The organism is Oceanobacillus luteolus (assembly GCF_042678205.1).
GTDB lineage: Bacteria > Bacillota > Bacilli > Bacillales > Amphibacillaceae > Oceanobacillus > Oceanobacillus luteolus.
The window spans coordinates 25857-44835 of record NZ_JBHUDE010000009.1 but is presented as its reverse complement, the minus strand read 5'-3'; the positions used below and the strand labels follow the sequence as shown (position 1 = coordinate 44835).

The following is an 18979-nucleotide window of genomic DNA, read 5'->3' as shown; positions in this document are numbered from 1 at the left end:
AATGTATCTTTTAAAATCATACTATCCACATGTGGATAATCTAGTTAAAATGCAATAGAGAAAAAGCGTGTGGATAACTTTATTTTTACGGTAAAATATGTTATTCTTTTTTGTTAGTGACGTTTTAATTATAACATATGAAGAAGATATAAAAGTTGGAGGTGTAGCAATGACAACAGATACAATTACTGCGATCTCAACACCGATTGGTGAAGGTGCAATTGCAATTGTTCGTTTGAGCGGACCTGACGCAATCAGCATCACTAATGAACTATTTACAGGAAAAAACCTTCACGATGTACCATCACATACGATAAACTACGGAAAAATCATCGATCCCGAAACAAACGACATTGCAGATGAAGTAATGGTTTCTGTTATGCGGGCACCGAAGACATTTACTCGTGAAGATATCATTGAAATAAATTGTCATGGTGGCATGGTAGCAGTAAAAAGAGTGTTGGATATTATCTTGTCAAAAGGAGCACGTCTGGCAGAGCCTGGAGAATTTACAAAACGTGCTTTTCTTAATGGGAGAATAGATCTATCGCAAGCTGAAGCGGTAATGGACCTTATCCGAGCCAAAACAGATAAAGCAATGTCAGTTGCAGTGAAGCAAATGGATGGTCGATTATCTAAACTCATTACTGAATTGCGTCAAGAACTTTTGGAAACAGTAGCACATGTAGAAGTAAATATAGATTATCCGGAATATGATGACGTAGAAGAAATGAGTCATGAGATGATGCGGACAAAAACTAGAGAGGTTCACCAACGTATCGTTGAATTACTTGAAGTTGCCAAACAGGGGAAAATACTCCGTGAAGGAATCGCAACTGCAATCATCGGACGTCCAAACGTTGGTAAGTCTTCGTTGATGAATACCTTAGTGCAGGAGAATAAAGCGATTGTCACTGATATTCCAGGTACAACCCGGGATATTATCGAGGAATACGTCAATGTGCGTGGTGTGCCGCTTCGATTAGTTGATACTGCAGGAATCAGGGAAACGGAAGACCTTGTTGAGAAAATTGGTGTGGAGCGTTCACGTCAAGTCCTTAAGGAATCGGATTTAATCCTTTTTGTTTTAAATTATAATGAAGAGTTGACGGAAGAGGATAAAAAGCTCTTCGAAACGATTGAAGGTTTGGATTATATAGTCATCGTCAATAAGACGGATTTAGAACAAAAAATAAATCTTGAAGAAATAAATGAGCTTGCAGCAGGCCGTCCTGTCATTACAACATCCCTAGTGGAAGAAGAAGGGGTGGATGAATTGGAAAAAGCCATTGCAGCTACGTTTTTTGAAGGAGAAATCGATACAGGGGATTTGACTTATGTTTCAAACATTCGTCATATTCAACTGCTTAAGAAAGCGAAGCAGGCCCTTGAAGATGCAATGAATGGAATTGAACTCGGTATGCCGCTTGATATCGTGCAGATAGATGTTACGAGAACGTGGGAATTTCTAGGAGAGATAATAGGGGATACAGCGAGCGACAGCCTCATTGATCAACTGTTTTCTCAATTCTGTTTAGGAAAATAATCGTGTGTATAGCTCTAGTAAATGATTCAATTGTCAATATAGGGATTGGTTATCTCCAGTTCCTATATTGAGCATAGAAAGGGTGAAAATGATGAACTTTAACGCAGGAAACTATGATTTAATCGTTGTTGGTGCTGGGCATGCGGGAATAGAAGCGGCGGTGGCTGCTGCCAAAATGGGTGTTAAAACGCTTATGTTAACACTAAACATCGATATGTTAGCTTTTATGCCTTGTAATCCTTCTGTCGGCGGACCTGCAAAGGGTATTGTAGTCCGTGAAGTCGACGCACTTGGAGGCGTTATGGGCAAGATTATAGATAAATCAGCGATTCAAATGCGTATGTTAAATACAAGAAAAGGACCTGCTGTACAAGCATTGCGTGCACAGGCCGATAAAACTGTTTATATGAAAGAAGCAAAAAGGGTTGTAGAGAACCAAGAAAATCTTACCCTTCGTCAAGGGATGGTCAATTCCTTGATTATTGAAGATGGAGTATGTAAAGGGGTAGTCACTGAAACGAATGCGGAGTATCATGCAAAAGCAGTGATCATTACAACTGGTACATTTATGCGCGGGAAAATTTTAATGGGTCACCTAGAATACGAAAGTGGTCCAAATAACCAGCGTGTTTCTGTTGAACTGTCGAAGAACTTAGAGGAAATCGGCTTTGAACTGAAACGTTTTAAAACTGGTACACCTCCTCGAGTAAATAGCCATACAATTGATTACTCGAAAACAGAAATTCAACCAGGGGATGAAAATCCACGTTATTTCTCTTATGAAACGACAGAAGAACTCGTTGAACAGCTTCCATGCTGGTTGACGTATACGAATGATAGAACACACGGTATCATTAATAATAATTTAACATTATCTTCAATGTATTCAGGTGCGAAGCGAGGAACCGGTGCTCGTTATTGTCCATCGATTGAAGATAAAATTGTTCGATTTGATGATAAACCACGTCACCAAATCTTCTTAGAGCCAGAAGGAAGAGATACGGAAGAGGTATATGTTCAAGGTTTATCTACATCTTTACCGGAAAATATCCAATATGAAATGATTAAAACGATACCAGGCTTGGAAAATGCTGAAATCATGCGTCCAGGTTATGCGATTGAGTACGATGTAGTCACTCCAACACAACTTTGGCCGACTTTAGAGACGAAGAAAATCTCAGGTCTTTACACTGCTGGACAAATCAATGGAACTTCGGGTTATGAAGAGGCAGCAGCTCAAGGAATTATGGCAGGAATTAATGCTGCAGCGAAAATACTGGGCAAGGAACCGATTATTTTGGATCGCTCACAAGGCTATATCGGTGTTCTTATTGATGACCTCGTGACAAAGGGGACCAATGAGCCATACCGTTTATTAACTTCCCGTGCGGAGTATCGTCTACTTCTCCGTCATGATAATGCAGACATGAGATTGACAGAAGTCGGCTATAAAGCAGGCCTCATTTCTGAAGAGCGGTATACGAAATTGGTGGAAAAAATCCGTCTCGTAGAAGAAGAGAAAAAACGTCTTGAAAAAATTATCATCAAACCTGATCAAGTAAACCACTTATTGGAGGAAATTAATTCGACTCCATTAAAAGAAGCGATTAAAGCTTATGATTTATTAAAACGACCGGAAATCGATTATGATTTCATTGATCAAGTGATTGAAACAAATGAAGCGCTAGATAAAGAGGCCCGTGAACAAGTTTATATCCAAGTTAAATATCAAGGTTACATTAAAAAAGCGAATGAACAAGTAGAGCGAATGATTAAAATGGAAGATAAGAAAGTCCCTGAGGATATTGATTATGATCAAATCAATGGTTTAGCTTCTGAGGCAAAAGAAAAGTTGAAGAAGATTCGTCCGTTATCCGTTGGGCAGGCATCCAGAATCTCAGGAGTAAATCCAGCAGATATCTCTATCCTGCTTGTTTATATTGAACAAGGCAATATTGCAAGAGTTGCTAACTAAATGATTTGAACATGTGTTAAAGGAGCCTATTTATATGAATCCAGAACAGTTTCGACTCGCTCTAAAGGAAAAGGGGTTCGAGTTGACGGATGTACAAATGAACCAATTTGACACTTATTATAAGACTTTGGTGGAATGGAATGAAAAAGTGAATCTTACTGCAATCACAGAAGAGAACGAAGTATACTTAAAACATTTCTATGATTCCATCACACCAGCTTTTCACCAAGATCTTACAGGTGAACTAATGGTTTGTGATGTAGGTGCAGGAGCAGGTTTTCCAAGTATTCCTTTAAAAATTGTATTTCCAAACTTGAAAGTTACCATCGTAGACTCCTTACAAAAGCGGATTGTATTCTTGAATCACCTTGCAACAGCTTTAGGTTTGGATGGCGTATCCTTTTATCATGATAGAGCAGAAACCTTTGGAAAAAACGCCAACTTCCGAGAATCATTTGATATCGTTACAGCACGTGCTGTAGCAAGAATGTCAGTCTTAAGTGAGTTATGTCTGCCTTTAGTAAAGAAAGACGGTATGTTTATAGCTCTGAAAGGTGCTCAAGCAGCAGAGGAGTTAGAGAAAGCTAAAGACGCCATTGAATTATTCGGTGGTGAGATAACAGGGGAAGAAACTTTTACACTTCCACAAGAAGATAGTGAACGTACAATCTATTGGATTAGAAAACGCAGAAAGACACCTAAAAAATATCCACGAAAACCAGGTGTCCCGAACAAAAATCCTATTGAATAATGTTATAGCCCGCTATTATCGATGTAGCGGGCAATTTTTTTTGTTGCGGTCTATAAGAGTTTTAAAAGTAATGAGGAACAAGGATTTTATAAATTGCTTGTTTGTCTTTTTAGAAATATAATAAGGATAAATTATTTTTCATTGCACGACCTGAAATATCTGGGTAATTAGCTACTTTTATTATGTAAATATGGTAGAATATTATAAGATAGAGAGAGAATAGAGACTCATAGAGAGAGAAAACTTAAAATGTTCCACGTGAAACATTTTTTATTATGAAGCTAGAAATGCGTAAAAGTTACTAAGGTGGTGTCAACTAGTGGTGAGTCCTTTTAATCGGTTTTTTGGAATAGGGGATAAGTCGAATTCAGAGGCTGAGGAGCCAGAATACCATCCAAATGAAGTTGTTGAAATAGAAGTAAGTAAAATTGAGCCGAATCGATTTCAACCAAGAACCATATTCGATGATGAGAAAATCGAAGAGTTAGCGCAAACCATTCATACCCATGGGATGATTCAGCCTATTATCGTTCGTAAACTGGAAGACGATCGTTACGAGTTGATAGCAGGTGAACGGAGATGGCGCGCTGTAACATCATTGGAGTGGGAACATGTTCCAGCTATTATTCGAGAGATGAACGATAAAGAAACTGCTTCTGTCGCTTTGATAGAAAATCTTCAAAGAGAAGAATTGACCGTCATTGAAGAAGCGAAAGCATATGCCCGCTTACTTGAATTACATTCCTTGACTCAAGAGGCATTAGCGCAACGTTTAGGTAAAAACCAATCAACGATTGCCAATAAATTGAGGTTGTTAAAGCTACCAGAGCCTGTGCAAGAGGCTTTGCTACAAAAGATTATTACGGAACGACATGCAAGAGCACTAATTAAGTTAAAAGATGAAATGAAGCAACTGGAGATTCTTCAACTTATTATAGATCAAGATCTGAACGTTAAACAAACTGAAGAAAAAATTGCTTCACTCGATGCGAAAAATGAAACTCCAAAGAAAAAAAGAGCACAGTTAAAAGGAATCAATAAGGATATTCGTATTGCAATGAACACTATCCGTCAATCTCTATCCATGGTTTCTGATACTGGTGTCAAGGTAGAATCTGACGAAAAAGAGCTCGATGATTACTATCAAATCACTATTAAAATACCAAAAAATAATAAATAAATACGTTCTTATCATTATGTTTATCATTTTATTATGCCCATCTTTGCTATAAGAGATGGGTATTTTTCACAATGGTTTTTTAATGGATACGTTTGGATGTAGTTAGTATTCAATTATTTTTGTTATTACTAGTAAGTTCGAATCAATTTAATATAGATTACAAATTTCATAGTCTATCACATGAAATTAATGATAAAATAAAAAGTATAATTGTTAGGTAGGTGTCAACATGGGAAAAGTAATGTCCATCGCAAATCAAAAAGGTGGCGTCGGAAAAACTACATCTTCAGTTAATTTAAGCGCGGGACTAGCTTCATTAGGGAATAAGGTCCTTCTTATCGATACAGATCCTCAAGGTAACGCAACAAGTGGTTTAGGTATAAATAAAGCGGATGTAACTTATTGTATTTATAATATGCTTGTTGAAGAGGTAGAAGCAGAAGATGTTGTAGTTTCCACTGATACAGTCAACTTAGATATAATACCTGCAACCATTCAATTAGCTGGTGCGGAAATTGAACTTGTGCAAATAATGTCCAGAGAAATGCGGCTGCGCAAGGCATTAGAAAATCTTCAGGATGAGTATGATTATATTATCATCGATTGTCCACCATCATTAGGTCTTCTTACACTTAACGCTTTAACCGCCTCAGATTCCGTCATTATTCCAGTGCAATGTGAGTATTACGCTTTAGAAGGTCTAAGTCAGCTTTTAAACACTATTCGACTTGTTCAAAAGCACCTGAATAAGCAACTCATGATTGAAGGAGTATTATTGACGATGCTTGATGCAAGAACGAATCTAGGGATTGAGGTAGTGGAAGAAGTGAAGAAGTACTTCCAAGATAAAGTTTATAAATCAATTATTCCACGTAATATTAGGTTAAGTGAAGCACCAAGTCATGGACAACCTATTATTAATTACGATCCAAAGTCTAAGGGAGCAGAAGTGTATCTTGAATTAGCAAAGGAAGTGATGCAGAGTGGCGAAAGGGTTGGGTAGAGGTCTCGAAGTTTACTTTCCTGATATGGGTGAACAAGAGGAACAAGCTATTGAAGAAATTTCTATTGATGAGCTTAGACCAAATCCATATCAACCAAGAAAGACATTTCATGCGGATGCTATTGAAGAATTAAAAGATAGTATATTAGAATACGGTATTATACAGCCGTTAGTTGCACGGAAAAGTATCAAAGGCTATGAAATTGTAGTGGGGGAGAGAAGATTCCGCGCTGCAAAAGAAGCTGGATTAAGAAGCGTCCCCGTTGTCGTACAAGAACTTTCTGATGAACGGATGATGGAGCTGGCTTTACTGGAGAATCTGCAACGTGAAGACCTCACTCCAATTGAAGAGGCTCAAGCATATCGTAATTTAATGGACGAATTAAAGATTACTCAAGAGGAATTGTCTAAGCGATTAGGTAAAAGCAGGTCACATATCGCTAATACTGTTCGCTTACTTTCTTTACCTGATCAAGTGGTAGCTTATATAAACAACGGTGAACTCACCATGGGGCATGGGAAAGCACTTATTGGGTTGAAGGATAAAGAAAATATAATTCCACTCGTGAACAAAATTAGAAAAGAAAAGTTAAACGTAAGACAGGTAGAAAGTCTTGTAATGCAATTAAATGATAAAAAACCTAAGCAAAAGGAACAAACGAAAAAAGATATCTTTATTCAAGAACGAGAAGCGATACTTCGAGATCGACTAGGGACTGCAGTTTCAATTAAACGTGGTAAGAAAAAGGGGAAAATTGAAATTGAGTTTTATAATGATGATGACCTGCAACGTCTCATTGAATTTCTTGATAAATAATAGGAAGGACTAACATTGAAATGTTAGTCCTTCCTTGTACATTTACTAAATGTTCCACGTGAAACATTTCAAAAAAGTTCCATGTGGAACAATATAACAATTACATATAACGAAGAAGTTGCTGAAGGAGAAGGCTATGGTATTATTCGGAACAATTGTTAATGCTCTATTAATCTTATTAGGAAGTCTGATTGGTTTATTTTTCACGAAGATACCAGAACGTTATAAGGAAACAGTTATGCACGGAATAGGATTAGCAGTTGTGTTGATTGGATTACAAATGGCTTTCTCAACAAACAATATGGTGCTAGTTCTTGTTTCTTTAATGTTCGGTGCAATAGTAGGGGAGTTTTTGCGTATTGAAGATTTCCTAAATGATTTAGGGAACTGGCTCGGTAGCAAGTTTACAAATACAGACGATTCGACAAGTGTATCCCAAGGATTCATTACGGCGACAATGATATTTTGTATTGGTGCAATGGCTATCATTGGTTCATTGGATAGTGGGATCAGAGGAGACCATGAAGTTCTGATTACGAAGGGAATAATTGATGGTTTTACAGCACTTGTTTTAACGACAACGTTAGGGTTTGGTGTGATGCTTTCTGTTGTACCCCTAGTCTTATATCAAGGACTCATCACTTTGTTTGCAACTCAAATTGAAAATTGGATACCAGAATCTATATTAAATGGACTAATTCTTGAAATTACTGCGGTAGGTGGCTTACTCATTGTAGCGATAGGAATGAATCTATTAAAAATCAAAACTATCAGGATTGCTAATTTAATGCCCGCTTTGCTATTAGTAGTTTTATTTTATTATATAAGTGATTTAATACTATAAAGTAAAATCTAAATCCAAACCCTTAAAGGTTTGGATTTTTTTATTATTTGAATAGGCGATGTGTGAACTCCTAGATAGTCTTTTTCTTGTGCGGATAGTCTCTCAGTATAGCAGGGCGGATAAAACTTGGACTTAGTTGCTGATCCAGTAAATCAAGCGACTCTGAGATCTTTTCTGCCATATCCATCACAATAGATAATCTTGTGCTCTGCAATACAGCGTGATCCATAAAACCGCTTGTATTGACGACTCCAGTGATATGAATATCACCAACCTCCGGAAGCGACTTTTTTAACGCTGCTCCAGGTTTAACTGGACCAACTCCAGCGATTAAATGGCCAATGGATGTATTCCTTCCTAAACAAGCATCAACAGCAATGACAAATGGCTGCCTGTATTTTTTGCTTATCTCATCCATATAGTCTGTTAAATTTGTAGCATGGACTGGGTTATGGAGGGTGCCATAAATGTTCAGGTGCCTTGGTTTCTTTGTTGTTAGTAGTGTACCGACTAATGGGCCGAGGGCATCGCCGGTAGAACGGTCCGTTCCGATACATACTACAACATATTCTCGAGGAAGCCTTGGAAACCAAGATATAATATGCTCACTAAGATTATTAACAGCTTGTTCATCCTGATACTGTACCCGAAAAGTTGTTAAATCTTGCTCAGAAAAATTATTATGATTCATAGCTTATCCTCCAAAAACATATTGGTATAGTATATGGCATTTTTCTGAAAACTATACATGCCAAGTGGAGGAATCGAGATGTTTCGAGCGGGTATGAAAAACATGTTTCTCATCACTGGTGCGGTGATGGGGGCAGGCTATGCTTCTGGAAGAGAAATATGGCAATTCTTTGGTGCTGGAAGTGGACTAGCTATTGTATTGTTTACCATCTTATTCACGATCTGCACCACAACCATATTAAAAATTAGTTATCGGCTCAGTAGTACAAATTATTTACCAATCTTGCATCAGCTGACAGGTAAGCGAATAGCTGCTATCTATGATTATATGATCCTCATCTATCTGTTTTGTGTGACAGTGGTGATGATTGCCGGTAGTGGAGCAACGTTCGAGACAATTGGGATGCCTTTTTGGTGGGGAATCATTTTTATTTTTATTGGGCTCATTATTATCTTTAGTAAGGGAATTGGTGAATTATTAAATGTAAACCAAGTATTGATGCCTATGTTGATTATTGCACTTTTTTTTATTCTCGTTTTATTTATTAAGGATGATTCTGTATCACTCGTAATGGATTGGGACAACCATACTAATTGGATGGCGGCATTTCCATTTACCGCACTGAATATTCTTCCATTAATCGCTGTATTAGGTGCTGTTGGTAATCGAATTAAATCAAATGGCGAGATATATATTACCTCAATCTCAAGTGGCTTGATCCTTGGTATCATCACTTTACTATATAATTCAAGCTTATTACATATTGGAGCTGAGGCAGAGTTACCGCCGATCCCTCTATTTGCAATTATAAATAATTATAATGCTGTAGTTATGGTTATTATGATGGTTATGCTATGGATAGCGATTTATACGACTGCTGCAGCGACATTGTTAGGGATGGTAACGAGAATTAATAAGAAATACGAGATGCCCTTAATAAAGATAGTTATCATTTCGTTATTCATTATGGTTCCATTTAGTGGAATAGGTTTTAGTCAATTAGTTGCTTTTCTATATCCTCTGTATGGCATATTAAATTTATATATATTAGTTAAGTTAATCATTTATCCAATTTATAATAAAACGTAAATATATTAAGAATATTTGATGTATTACTCTGTGAATGATGCTTAAATAGATTGTCTTTTAACATAAATCGCAGGTATAATAATGATAGAACTTATTTTTTATTCTTATATTAATTTTAATAAGGAGGATCGTAATGGTTGATAAAGAATTCGCTTTACATGATGTAGTAGAAATGAAGAAACCTCACCCTTGTGGAGAAAACCGCTGGAAGATCATTCGGATGGGCATGGATATAAGAATCAAATGCCAAGGGTGTGACCATAGTGTCATGATCCCCCGCCGAGAGTTTACGAAGAAGTTGAAAAAGGTACTGGAAAAGGCAGAATAACTTGGGACAAGTGATAAAGTTACTTGTCCCTAAATTTTTGTTTAAAAATTCTCTGATTTGATAAACTAACCGTATAAATAGTATGATAATAGTAGAGTGTAGCCAAGGAATATAATAATAAACTCAAAAACATCAAAAATAGGTCCATTTACAATACCTATTTTATTTTTTTATGCCTTTGTCTTTTTACAATCATATATACTATAATTGGAATAACGAACGCGTTCAGATGAATGTAATCCTTAAGGAGTGGAACAATAATGGCTTTAACAGCAGGAATCGTAGGACTTCCCAACGTCGGAAAGTCTACTCTTTTTAATGCAATTACCCAAGCAGGAGTTGAAGCTGCGAACTATCCTTTCGCAACCATCGACCCAAACGTTGGAGTTGTGGAAGTACCTGATACACGCTTAAATAAATTGACAGAACTAGTAAAACCAAAGAAGACAGTACCAACAGCATTTGAATTCACTGATATTGCAGGTATCGTGAAAGGTGCGAGTAAAGGAGAAGGGTTAGGAAACCAATTTCTTTCCCATATCCGTCAGGTGGATGCCATCTGTCAAGTGGTACGTTGTTTTGAGGACGAAAACATTACCCACGTCTCTGGGAAGGTCGATCCAATTGATGATATCGAAGTCATTAATCTGGAACTGATCCTCGCTGACCTGGAAACGGTTGAAAAGCGTTTTACCCGTGTACAAAAACTTGCCAAGCAAAAGGATAAGGATTCACTTCAAGAATTTGAGGTATTATCCAAAATCAAAGATGCATTGGAAAGTGATAAACCAGCTCGTGCTGTCGAGTTTAATGAAGAACAAGAGAAAATTGTAAAAGGATTGCATTTGCTTACTAGTAAGCCGATGCTATATGTTGCCAATGTAAGCGAAGACGAAATTGCTGATCCTGATTCCAATGAAAATGTCCTTAAAGTAAAAGAATATGCTGCTGCGGAAAATGCAGAAGTAATCGTTGTTTGTGCAAAAATAGAAGAGGAAATCTCGGAGCTTGAACCAGACGAAAAAGAAGAGTTCCTAGAAGATTTAGGTATCACAGAGTCAGGTTTGGACAAGCTCATTAAAGCGTCCTATAACTTACTAGGTTTAGCAACATATTTTACTGCCGGTGAACAGGAAGTGCGTGCATGGACGTTCCGCCAAGGGATTAAAGCACCACAGGCAGCAGGAATTATTCATACAGACTTTGAACGTGGATTTATCCGTGCAGAAACGGTATCTTATGATGATTTACTGGAAGCAGGATCCATGGCTGCTGCAAGGGATAAAGGAAAGGTTCGTTTGGAAGGGAAAGAATATATCGTCCAAGACGGTGATGTCATCCATTTCCGCTTTAATGTTTAAACGTAAAAAAAGGATCTCGAAGACTTGTTAAATGTAGAAAAGTTTGCTATAATGTCTTATCGTGAGTAATTACATTTTATGAAATTGCTCCTTGCTTCTAGTTCTTAACTGGAAGCCGCTAAGACCAAAAGGAGGTGTAACGGATGAGAAAATACGAAATCATGTATATCATCCGCCCAGACATGGAGGAAGAAGCGCAAAAGAGCTTAATTGAGCGTTTCAACAAAATTCTTACTGATAATGGTGCGGAAATCGCTAAAGTTGATGAAAAAGGCAAGAAACGTCTTGCTTATGAAATCAATGACTACCGTGATGGATACTATGTTGTTCTTAACTTCACAAGCGGCGAAGAAGCTGTTAACGAGTTCGATCGTCAAGCGAAGTTCTCTGATGACATTATTCGTCACATGGCAATTCGAGATGAACAATAATAAGGAGTGGTTCTGATGTTAAATCGTGTCGTATTAGTTGGCAGGTTAACAAGGGATCCTGATTTACGTTATACACCAAACGGAGTAGCAGTGGCTAATTTCAATATCGCGGTGAACCGTCCTTTTTCAAATCAACAAGGTGAACGTGAGGCTGATTTTATCAATGGTGTTGTATGGCGCCGCCAAGCGGAAAACCTTGCAAACTTTATGAAAAAGGGTAGCCTCATCGGTGTGGATGGCCGTTTGCAAACACGTAGTTATGAAGGTCAGGATGGTAAGACCGTCTATGTAACAGAAGTTGTTGCTGATAGTATTCAATTCCTGGAAACAAAAGGTTCTTCCGGAGGAGGATCCGGTTCATCAGGATACCAACAAAACCAGAACCAATATCAAAATCCTAATCAAAATCAAAACCAATTTGGTGGACAAGGACAGTTCCAACAAAGTCCAAATCAGAACCAAGGCCAATATCAAAATCAAGGATCTCAATCGGAAGATCCATTCCGAAATAATGGAGAACCAATTGATATCTCGGATGATGATTTGCCATTCTAACTTTTAATCATTTAGTTCATACAAATGAACATCGAATATAATACATTTCAGAAAAGGAGGTAATTGTTATGGCAGCTCGTCGTGGACGTGGTGGTAGACGCCGTAAAGTATGTTACTTCACAGCTAACGGCATTACCCATATCGACTATAAAGATGTTGATCTTCTAAGACGTTTCATTTCTGAGCGTGGAAAAATTCTTCCTCGTCGTGTAACTGGAACTTCTGCAAAATATCAACGTAAACTTACAATTGCAATCAAACGTGCTCGTCAAATGGCACTTCTACCATTTGTTGCTGAGTAAGAAGAAAACTCTCTCCAGAGCTGGAGGGAGTTTTTTCATGTTGTAGTAAAGATATAGAAAGAATATAATGTTGTGTTGAACTATTCGTTTTTACAGTGATACAATCATCTAACATAATGGAAAGAAGTTTAAAAAACAATATTGATGACAAAAATGCCCGTACAGGAAACTGTACGGGTACTTAATTAAATCATTTTCTTTTCACTTTGATTAAGGAAATCTCCATGTCCTATCCTTATCAAGATTCCTGTTTTTTTACTTTTCGCTTTGGATACTTCAATATCATGGATACTAGAAGAATTAGAGAATAAATGATTGCTAGAAATAGATAGCGATCACTAATCGGAAAATAAGATGAAAGCAACATATAAATAAGGAAAGGTACCGTTGTAGTAAATGCAATCAGCTTCCAAACAATTTGGTAGCGTAACTTCCTTTCCATCAGTTTAGCAAATCCAATTCCGATATAAGCTAGAATGGAAATAAATATGAACACGGCTATCGTGAGTGGCAGATAGTAAAACATAAAGAAATAAATAAGTTTTAGGATAAAGGGCAATCCTCCTGCCAGTCCCTCGGATATTCGTAATTGGATTATTAGTTGTGGTAGTGTGACGATAAATAATAAAATAAATAAGTAAACAACGACAATATCCATACCTATCCGATTCAATTTGAACATGGCAGTTTTATTCGGTAGTTTTAAACTATTTATGAATGCTTCTATGAAGATCATTTATTTCATCCTTCATCATTTAATATTCTATTTCATTATAGATGAAATATGGAAGAAATGCTTTATTTGAAGATAATAACCATCAAAATTCGACTTAATTATTGATAGGAAGCTTGATTACACATTTTTCTGAATCATAAACCCTTGAAAATATTACCCGGGAAATATAATTATCGCAAATATCGACAAATTCGAGAGTACGAAAGGTTTATTTTTGATTAACAAGTGGAATATTAATTATTAGCTCCTTTTGTATGTTATTGATGTCATACGAAAGGAGCAATTTTTTGCTGTTCATTCCATTGAAAAACTATGGAATAACAACGTTATTCGCGGTAAGTTCATACGTTTCATGTTATGATAATAGGACAACAGAATTCGAAATAAATTGAGGTGCAACGAATGAATCAATCTAAAACGCTAAAAGAAGGGGCGATATTTACTGCAATCTACTTGGTGCTCATACTGGTTACATTTTTTCTACCAATATTAGCTCCGATTGCAAGCTTTCTACTCCCCATTCCATTTGTCATCTATACATCCAGGCAAGGAATGAAGCCAGGCGTATTCATGATAGTTGTGACAGCTATCTTATCAACAATTTTATTCACCCTTATCTCACTGCCATTTACACTGCTGATGGGAATCGGTGGTTTACTAATAGGTCATGCTATTTTCAGAAAACGTTCAGCTTATGAAACTTTAGGCTATGGTATATTAGGGTTCGTTGGAGGGCTATTAATTTCGATTGCATGTACACAGCTTATATTTGATGTGAATTTCCAACAAGAGTTTGAGGCAATTGCAACGGAACAAATGCAAACTTATACATCCTTTATGGAGGGAATGGGTTTAGAGTCTGACGAAGATGGAGGACTGGAAACAATCCTGAGAGAACAAATCCAGCTCTTTCTTAATTTAATACCGGCATTCATTGCCATTTCAGCTGTGATTTTGGCTTTCCTCGTGCAATGGATCAGTTATAAGATTTTAAATAGAAAGGGAAAAAATAACTATCGTTTTCCGCCATTCCGTAACTTGAAATTACCAGCATCGATCATATGGCTATATTTAATCGTGATCATCGTCTCCTTTATAAACCTTGATCCTAATGGAACGATGTTTATTGCAATACAAAATGCACTCATCATTTTGGAAATGCTCCTAGTTATTCAAGGGTTTTCCTTTATCTTTTACTTTACCCATTACAAGAAATGGTCAAAAGCAGTACCAATCATTAGTATTGTGTTGACAATCGTGTTTCCAATATTTCTCCTTTATTTCGTAAGGATCTTAGGTATAATTGATATAGGATTAAATTTACGCGAGCGGCTGCAAAAAAATAAATAGCCTTATTTGTAAGCAAAATTGGAGTGAACGTTATGCCGGAACTGCAAAGGAAGCGATTATTAGAGAGTCATCTATGGACCATCTACATATTAGCTGCTATTTTGCTTGCCATCTTATTTTATTACGAATGGAGAATAGGGATTGCAGGGAGCTTCATTTACCTTATTTCCTTGTTTTATAGTATTCGTTATGAAATTAGACGACGGGAAAAAATACAAAATGAAATAAAAATGATTTCGACTCGTGTCAAGATGGTAGGGAAAGAAGCTTTAAGTGAGCTTCCTTTTGGAATTGTCCTCTACGATGAAGATTATAAAATCGAGTGGGCAAATTCTTATATGCGCCAATTTGATACGGATGAAACGGAACTCATCGGTTCTCACCTCAACATTTTGTCAGAGGAATTGGTCACTGATATTAAAGAAAATAAACAAGATACTGGCCTTGAGTTAGAGGATTATTATTTCAGGACGTTGATTAATAGGGATGAACGGTTAATCTATTTCATTAATGAAACAGATTATGCTCGGTTAAAGACGAACTATGAAAATGACCAGACCGTATTATTCATGATCTTCCTTGATAACTATGAAGATATCACGCTCCCGATGGATGATACTTCAAAAAGTCAGCTTAACTCTGAAGTAACAGCAATAATTAATGACTGGGCCAAGAGGAATGGGCTTTATGTGAAGCGTACTTCCCAAGAACGTTTCTTGGCAATTGGTACGAGGGAGATTTTAAGACAGATAGAAAAAGTGAAATTCGATATTCTTGATGAAGTACGAGAGATTACTGGGGACCAAAGCACGAATGTCACGTTAAGTATTGGTGTTGGTCATGGGAACGTACCACTGCCGAAGCTTGGTGAGTTGGCGCAGTCGAGTCTTGACCTTGCGCTTGGACGAGGCGGTGACCAAGTGGCTATCCGTGATGAATCAGGAAAGGTGCGTTTTTATGGCGGAAAAACCAATCCTATGGAAAAGCGGACCCGGGTAAGAGCACGAGTGATTTCCCATGCAATGGTTGACCTTGTGAAAGCAAGTGACAATGTCATTATTATGGGGCATAAAGCACCGGATATGGATTCTGTTGGTTCAGCCATCGGAATATTAAATATCGCGAAGACAAATGGTGTGGAAGGATATATAGTTTTTGACCCGAATGATGTGGATACAGGGGTATACCGCTTAATCGAAGCAATCCGGGCAGATGAAGAGCTGTGGGAACGTTTTATAGAACCAAGTGTTGCGGAGGATATCATTACGAATCAAAGTCTAGTCGTAATTGTGGACACCCATCGCCCGGCCATGGTTGTACAGCCTGAATTGCTTGAGATGACGGATTACAAAGTGGTCATTGACCACCATCGTCGTGGTGAAGAGTTTATTGATAATCCAACACTTGTATATATGGAGCCCTATGCCTCATCTACTGCAGAACTAGTGACGGAGCTTTTGGAATACCAGCCAAAATCAACCAAATTAAAAATGCTTGAGGCAACAGCCTTATTATCTGGTATTATAGTAGATACGAAAAGTTTTACACTTAGAACGGGTTCTAGAACATTTGATGCAGCATCATACTTGCGGGCTAAGGGCGCGGATACCGTATTAGTCCAGCAATTCTTGAAAGAAGATCTCAATCTCTATTTAACACGTAGTAGATTAATTGAGCGGACAGAAATATATCGGGACTCTATAGCAATTGTTGCAGCCGAACCTGGTGTAGCCTATGGATCTGTACTTATCGCTCAGACCGCAGATACATTACTCGCCATGACTGGAGTTACAGCTTCCTTTGTGATTTCGGAGCGGGACGATGGAAGGGTCGGTGTAAGTGCGCGCTCTCTAGGCAAGATTAATGTCCAAGTCATTATGGAACGGATGAATGGCGGTGGGCATCTAACTAATGCTGCTACTCAAATTGCAGATACGACAGTAGAAGAAGTTGAATTGCTGCTGAAAAATATTATAGATGAATATTTTGAAGGGAGAGAAACGGAATGAAGGTAATTTTTCTGAAAGATGTTAAAGGAAAAGGAAAACAAGGTGAAGTGAAAGATGTTTCAGAGGGGTACGCAAGAAACTATCTCTTGAAAAATAAATTGGCAATTGAAGCAACACCGGGGAACTTAAAAGCATTGGAAGCTAAGAAACGTAAAAATGCACAGCAAGAACAAGAAGAAAAAGAAGAAGCAATTGCATTAAAAGATAAATTAGCTGATCTTACCGTAGAAATGAAAGCTAAATCTGGAGAAGGTGGCCGTTTATTTGGATCCATTACAAGCAAGCAAATAGCCGATAAACTAGCTAAGGATCACGGATACAAAATCGATAAAAGAAAAATCGAACTCGCCGATCCAATCCGCTCTCTAGGCTATACTACCGTACCAATCAAACTACATCCGGAAGTATCCGGCTCTGTTAAAGTCCATGTGACGGAACAAAAATAAAAAGACATGCATATCTAGCAGGTCTTAAACATGTGGGAATGAAAGGATCAATGTCCCAGTGGCTCACGACTTCTGTGAGTCCTTTTTTACTTCATTAGTTGTATACATCCTAAGAAAGGGGGAGGCATCTTGAGCCAAGTATTGAACGATCGTGTACCACCACATAATATTGAAGCGGAACAGTCGGTGATTGGAGCCATCTTTCTAGATCCGGAGTCTTTCTCCAGTGCTGCAGAAATATTAATGCCTGATGATTTCTACCGTGCGAGCCACCAGCGGATTTTTGCTGCGATGATGCATCTTTCAGATCGTGGTGAGCCAATTGATATTGTTACCGTAACAACATATTTAAATGACCGTAAACAGCTCGAAGAAGCAGGTGGGGTAACTTATCTGACGCAGGTTGCTGAAAGTGTACCGACTGCTGCGAACATTGAGTACTACAGTCGAATTGTGGAAGAAAAAGCATTGCTAAGACGCTTGATTCGTGCCGCCACCGATATCGTAACCTCAGGATTCGAACGGGAAGACGAGGTTGAGGATGTTTTAAATGAAGCGGAGAAAACAATCCTAGAAGTTTCCAGCAGACAAAATAGTGATGGCTTTAAAAATATAAAAGATGTCTTGATTGATGTTTATGATAAAATTGAGCAACTTCATGAACATCAAGGCGATGTTACTGGAGTACCAACTGGTTTCAAGGAACTTGATCGGATTACGAGTGGCTTCCAGCGAAATGATTTAATCATCATCGCCGCCCGTCCTTCCGTTGGTAAGACGGCATTTGCTCTGAACGTTGCACAAAATGTTGCTGTAAAAACAGATGAAAATGTTGCCATCTTCAGTTTGGAGATGGGAGCCGACCAGCTTGTTCAACGTATGCTTTGTGCTGAGGGAAATATCGATGCTCAGCGATTGCGGAGCGGACAACTCCAAGCGGACGATTGGGGCAAGCTGACGATGGCTATGGGGTCTTTATCCAATGCAGGAATATTTATTGATGATACTCCAGGGATTCGTGTCAGCGAAATTCGTTCCAAATGCCGTCGTTTAAAACAAGAACATGGTCTCGGTATGATTATGATCGACTACCTGCAACTCATTCAAGGTAGTGCGGGATCAGGGGAAAACAGACAACAGGAAGTATCAGAAATCTCCCGTTCCTTAAAAGGATTAGCGAGGGAATTGGAAGTGCCGTTAATAGCACTGTCCCAGCTGTCCCGTGGGGTGGAATCCCGTCAAGATAAGCGTCCGATGATGTCCGACTTGCGTGAGTCAGGAAGTATCGAGCAGGACGCCGATATTGTAGGATTCCTTTACCGTGATGATTATTATGATAAAGAATCAGAAAAACAGAATATCATCGAAATCATTATATCCAAACAACGTAACGGTCCTACTGGAACCGTAGAGTTGGCCTTTGTTAAGGAGTATAATAAATTCGTGGATCTCGAATATCGTTATTCAGATTCAGATATTCCACAAACAGTGCAAGCATAAGCACGAGCATTAGTCTCGTGCTTTTTTTGATAGAGTTTTTATCGTGGGGAATAGGGGGCATAGAA

19 protein-coding genes are annotated in these 18979 nt (G+C 38.0%); 17 read left to right on the top strand and 2 right to left on the bottom strand.

Translation table 11 applies throughout. The features are described from left to right. Positions 1-169: 169 nt before the first annotated feature. From mnmE to ACFSBH_RS02675, 7 genes are all read left to right on the top strand, one after another. Complete coding sequence (gene mnmE / locus ACFSBH_RS02705; protein ID WP_251512904.1) at positions 170-1546, top strand: tRNA uridine-5-carboxymethylaminomethyl(34) synthesis GTPase MnmE; 1377 nt, start codon at positions 170-172, stop codon at positions 1544-1546. A 91-nt stretch (positions 1547-1637) separates the two neighbouring features. Further along, the gene (gene mnmG, locus ACFSBH_RS02700) at positions 1638-3521 is read left to right on the top strand and encodes a tRNA uridine-5-carboxymethylaminomethyl(34) synthesis enzyme MnmG (RefSeq protein WP_251512905.1); all 1884 of its coding nucleotides are present in this window, start codon (positions 1638-1640) and stop codon (positions 3519-3521) included. A gap of 34 nt (positions 3522-3555) precedes the next feature. Beyond that, positions 3556-4272 carry a 16S rRNA (guanine(527)-N(7))-methyltransferase RsmG gene (gene rsmG / locus ACFSBH_RS02695; RefSeq protein ID WP_251512906.1) on the top strand — a complete coding sequence of 239 codons (717 nt, stop codon included), beginning with the start codon at positions 3556-3558 and terminating at the stop codon, positions 4270-4272. A gap of 319 nt (positions 4273-4591) precedes the next feature. Further along, complete coding sequence (gene noc, locus ACFSBH_RS02690) at positions 4592-5452, top strand: nucleoid occlusion protein (protein WP_251512907.1); 861 nt, start codon at positions 4592-4594, stop codon at positions 5450-5452. Positions 5453-5681: 229 nt separating this feature from the next. Next, entirely contained in the window at positions 5682-6455 is a 774-nt protein-coding gene (locus tag ACFSBH_RS02685) for a ParA family protein (RefSeq protein WP_251512908.1), read from the top strand. Further along, the gene (locus ACFSBH_RS02680) at positions 6436-7272 is read left to right on the top strand and encodes a ParB/RepB/Spo0J family partition protein (protein WP_251512909.1); all 837 of its coding nucleotides are present in this window, start codon (positions 6436-6438) and stop codon (positions 7270-7272) included. Before ACFSBH_RS02685 ends, ACFSBH_RS02680 begins: the two co-directional genes overlap by 20 nt. Before the next feature lie 136 nt (positions 7273-7408). Continuing rightward, positions 7409-8116: a DUF554 domain-containing protein gene (locus ACFSBH_RS02675; RefSeq protein ID WP_251512911.1), complete on the top strand. Its 708-nt coding sequence runs from the start codon at positions 7409-7411 to the stop codon at positions 8114-8116. Between the two features lie 70 nt (positions 8117-8186). On the opposite strand, the gene yyaC is transcribed toward ACFSBH_RS02675, so the two are convergent. Continuing rightward, complete coding sequence (gene yyaC / locus ACFSBH_RS02670; protein ID WP_251512912.1) at positions 8187-8807, bottom strand: spore protease YyaC; 621 nt, start codon at positions 8805-8807, stop codon at positions 8187-8189. 78 nt (positions 8808-8885) lie between these two features. On the opposite strand from yyaC, the gene ACFSBH_RS02665 reads away from it, so the two are divergent. From ACFSBH_RS02665 to rpsR, 6 genes are all read left to right on the top strand, one after another. After that, positions 8886-9896, top strand: coding sequence for a YkvI family membrane protein (locus ACFSBH_RS02665; RefSeq protein WP_251512913.1), 1011 nt, complete (start codon positions 8886-8888; stop codon positions 9894-9896). Positions 9897-10029: 133 nt separating this feature from the next. Further along, positions 10030-10224, top strand: coding sequence for a DUF951 domain-containing protein (locus ACFSBH_RS02660; protein WP_251512914.1), 195 nt, complete (start codon positions 10030-10032; stop codon positions 10222-10224). 260 nt (positions 10225-10484) lie between these two features. Further along, complete coding sequence (ychF, locus tag ACFSBH_RS02655; RefSeq protein WP_251512915.1) at positions 10485-11585, top strand: redox-regulated ATPase YchF; 1101 nt, start codon at positions 10485-10487, stop codon at positions 11583-11585. Positions 11586-11728: 143 nt separating this feature from the next. After that, complete coding sequence (rpsF, locus tag ACFSBH_RS02650; RefSeq protein WP_251512916.1) at positions 11729-12016, top strand: 30S ribosomal protein S6; 288 nt, start codon at positions 11729-11731, stop codon at positions 12014-12016. Positions 12017-12031: 15 nt separating this feature from the next. Next, on the top strand, positions 12032-12571 hold the full coding sequence (ssb, locus tag ACFSBH_RS02645; protein WP_251512917.1) for a single-stranded DNA-binding protein: 540 nt from the start codon (positions 12032-12034) through the stop codon (positions 12569-12571). A 68-nt stretch (positions 12572-12639) separates the two neighbouring features. Continuing rightward, a complete protein-coding gene (gene rpsR, locus ACFSBH_RS02640; RefSeq protein WP_251512918.1) occupies positions 12640-12873 on the top strand; it encodes a 30S ribosomal protein S18 in 234 nt (77 codons plus the stop codon). 238 nt (positions 12874-13111) lie between these two features. On the opposite strand, the gene ACFSBH_RS02635 is transcribed toward rpsR, so the two are convergent. Then, entirely contained in the window at positions 13112-13609 is a 498-nt protein-coding gene (locus tag ACFSBH_RS02635) for a DUF1189 family protein (protein ID WP_251512919.1), read from the bottom strand. A gap of 402 nt (positions 13610-14011) precedes the next feature. On the opposite strand from ACFSBH_RS02635, the gene ACFSBH_RS02630 reads away from it, so the two are divergent. The 4 genes from ACFSBH_RS02630 to dnaB all read left to right on the top strand — a co-directional run bounded on the left by ACFSBH_RS02630 (position 14012) and on the right by dnaB (position 18914). Then, positions 14012-14959 carry a YybS family protein gene (locus ACFSBH_RS02630; RefSeq protein WP_251512920.1) on the top strand — a complete coding sequence of 316 codons (948 nt, stop codon included), beginning with the start codon at positions 14012-14014 and terminating at the stop codon, positions 14957-14959. Between the two features lie 32 nt (positions 14960-14991). Then, on the top strand, positions 14992-16968 hold the full coding sequence (locus ACFSBH_RS02625; protein WP_251512921.1) for a DHH family phosphoesterase: 1977 nt from the start codon (positions 14992-14994) through the stop codon (positions 16966-16968). Then, positions 16965-17414: a 50S ribosomal protein L9 gene (gene rplI, locus ACFSBH_RS02620; RefSeq protein WP_251512924.1), complete on the top strand. Its 450-nt coding sequence runs from the start codon at positions 16965-16967 to the stop codon at positions 17412-17414. Before ACFSBH_RS02625 ends, rplI begins: the two co-directional genes overlap by 4 nt. A 129-nt stretch (positions 17415-17543) precedes the next feature. Then, positions 17544-18914, top strand: coding sequence for a replicative DNA helicase (dnaB, locus tag ACFSBH_RS02615; protein ID WP_251512926.1), 1371 nt, complete (start codon positions 17544-17546; stop codon positions 18912-18914). The last annotated feature ends 65 nt before the right edge of the window (positions 18915-18979 follow it).

Excerpts from the sequence above, each read along its gene's own strand:
- mnmE (WP_251512904.1), top strand. The coding sequence starts at position 170 with ATGACAACAGATACAATTACTGCGATCTCAACACCGATTGGTGAAGGT.
- mnmG (WP_251512905.1), top strand. The coding sequence starts at position 1,638 with ATGAACTTTAACGCAGGAAACTATGATTTAATCGTTGTTGGTGCTGGG.
- rsmG (WP_251512906.1), top strand. The coding sequence starts at position 3,556 with ATGAATCCAGAACAGTTTCGACTCGCTCTAAAGGAAAAGGGGTTCGAG.
- ACFSBH_RS02685 (WP_251512908.1), top strand. The coding sequence starts at position 5,682 with ATGGGAAAAGTAATGTCCATCGCAAATCAAAAAGGTGGCGTCGGAAAA.
- ACFSBH_RS02675 (WP_251512911.1), top strand. The coding sequence starts at position 7,409 with ATGGTATTATTCGGAACAATTGTTAATGCTCTATTAATCTTATTAGGA.
- yyaC (WP_251512912.1), bottom strand. The coding sequence starts at position 8,807 with ATGAATCATAATAATTTTTCTGAGCAAGATTTAACAACTTTTCGGGTA.
- ACFSBH_RS02665 (WP_251512913.1), top strand. The coding sequence starts at position 8,886 with ATGTTTCGAGCGGGTATGAAAAACATGTTTCTCATCACTGGTGCGGTG.
- ACFSBH_RS02660 (WP_251512914.1), top strand. The coding sequence starts at position 10,030 with ATGGTTGATAAAGAATTCGCTTTACATGATGTAGTAGAAATGAAGAAA.
- ychF (WP_251512915.1), top strand. The coding sequence starts at position 10,485 with ATGGCTTTAACAGCAGGAATCGTAGGACTTCCCAACGTCGGAAAGTCT.
- rpsF (WP_251512916.1), top strand. The coding sequence starts at position 11,729 with ATGAGAAAATACGAAATCATGTATATCATCCGCCCAGACATGGAGGAA.
- ssb (WP_251512917.1), top strand. The coding sequence starts at position 12,032 with ATGTTAAATCGTGTCGTATTAGTTGGCAGGTTAACAAGGGATCCTGAT.
- rpsR (WP_251512918.1), top strand. The coding sequence starts at position 12,640 with ATGGCAGCTCGTCGTGGACGTGGTGGTAGACGCCGTAAAGTATGTTAC.
- ACFSBH_RS02635 (WP_251512919.1), bottom strand. The coding sequence starts at position 13,609 with ATGATCTTCATAGAAGCATTCATAAATAGTTTAAAACTACCGAATAAA.
- ACFSBH_RS02630 (WP_251512920.1), top strand. The coding sequence starts at position 14,012 with ATGAATCAATCTAAAACGCTAAAAGAAGGGGCGATATTTACTGCAATC.
- ACFSBH_RS02625 (WP_251512921.1), top strand. The coding sequence starts at position 14,992 with ATGCCGGAACTGCAAAGGAAGCGATTATTAGAGAGTCATCTATGGACC.
- rplI (WP_251512924.1), top strand. The coding sequence starts at position 16,965 with ATGAAGGTAATTTTTCTGAAAGATGTTAAAGGAAAAGGAAAACAAGGT.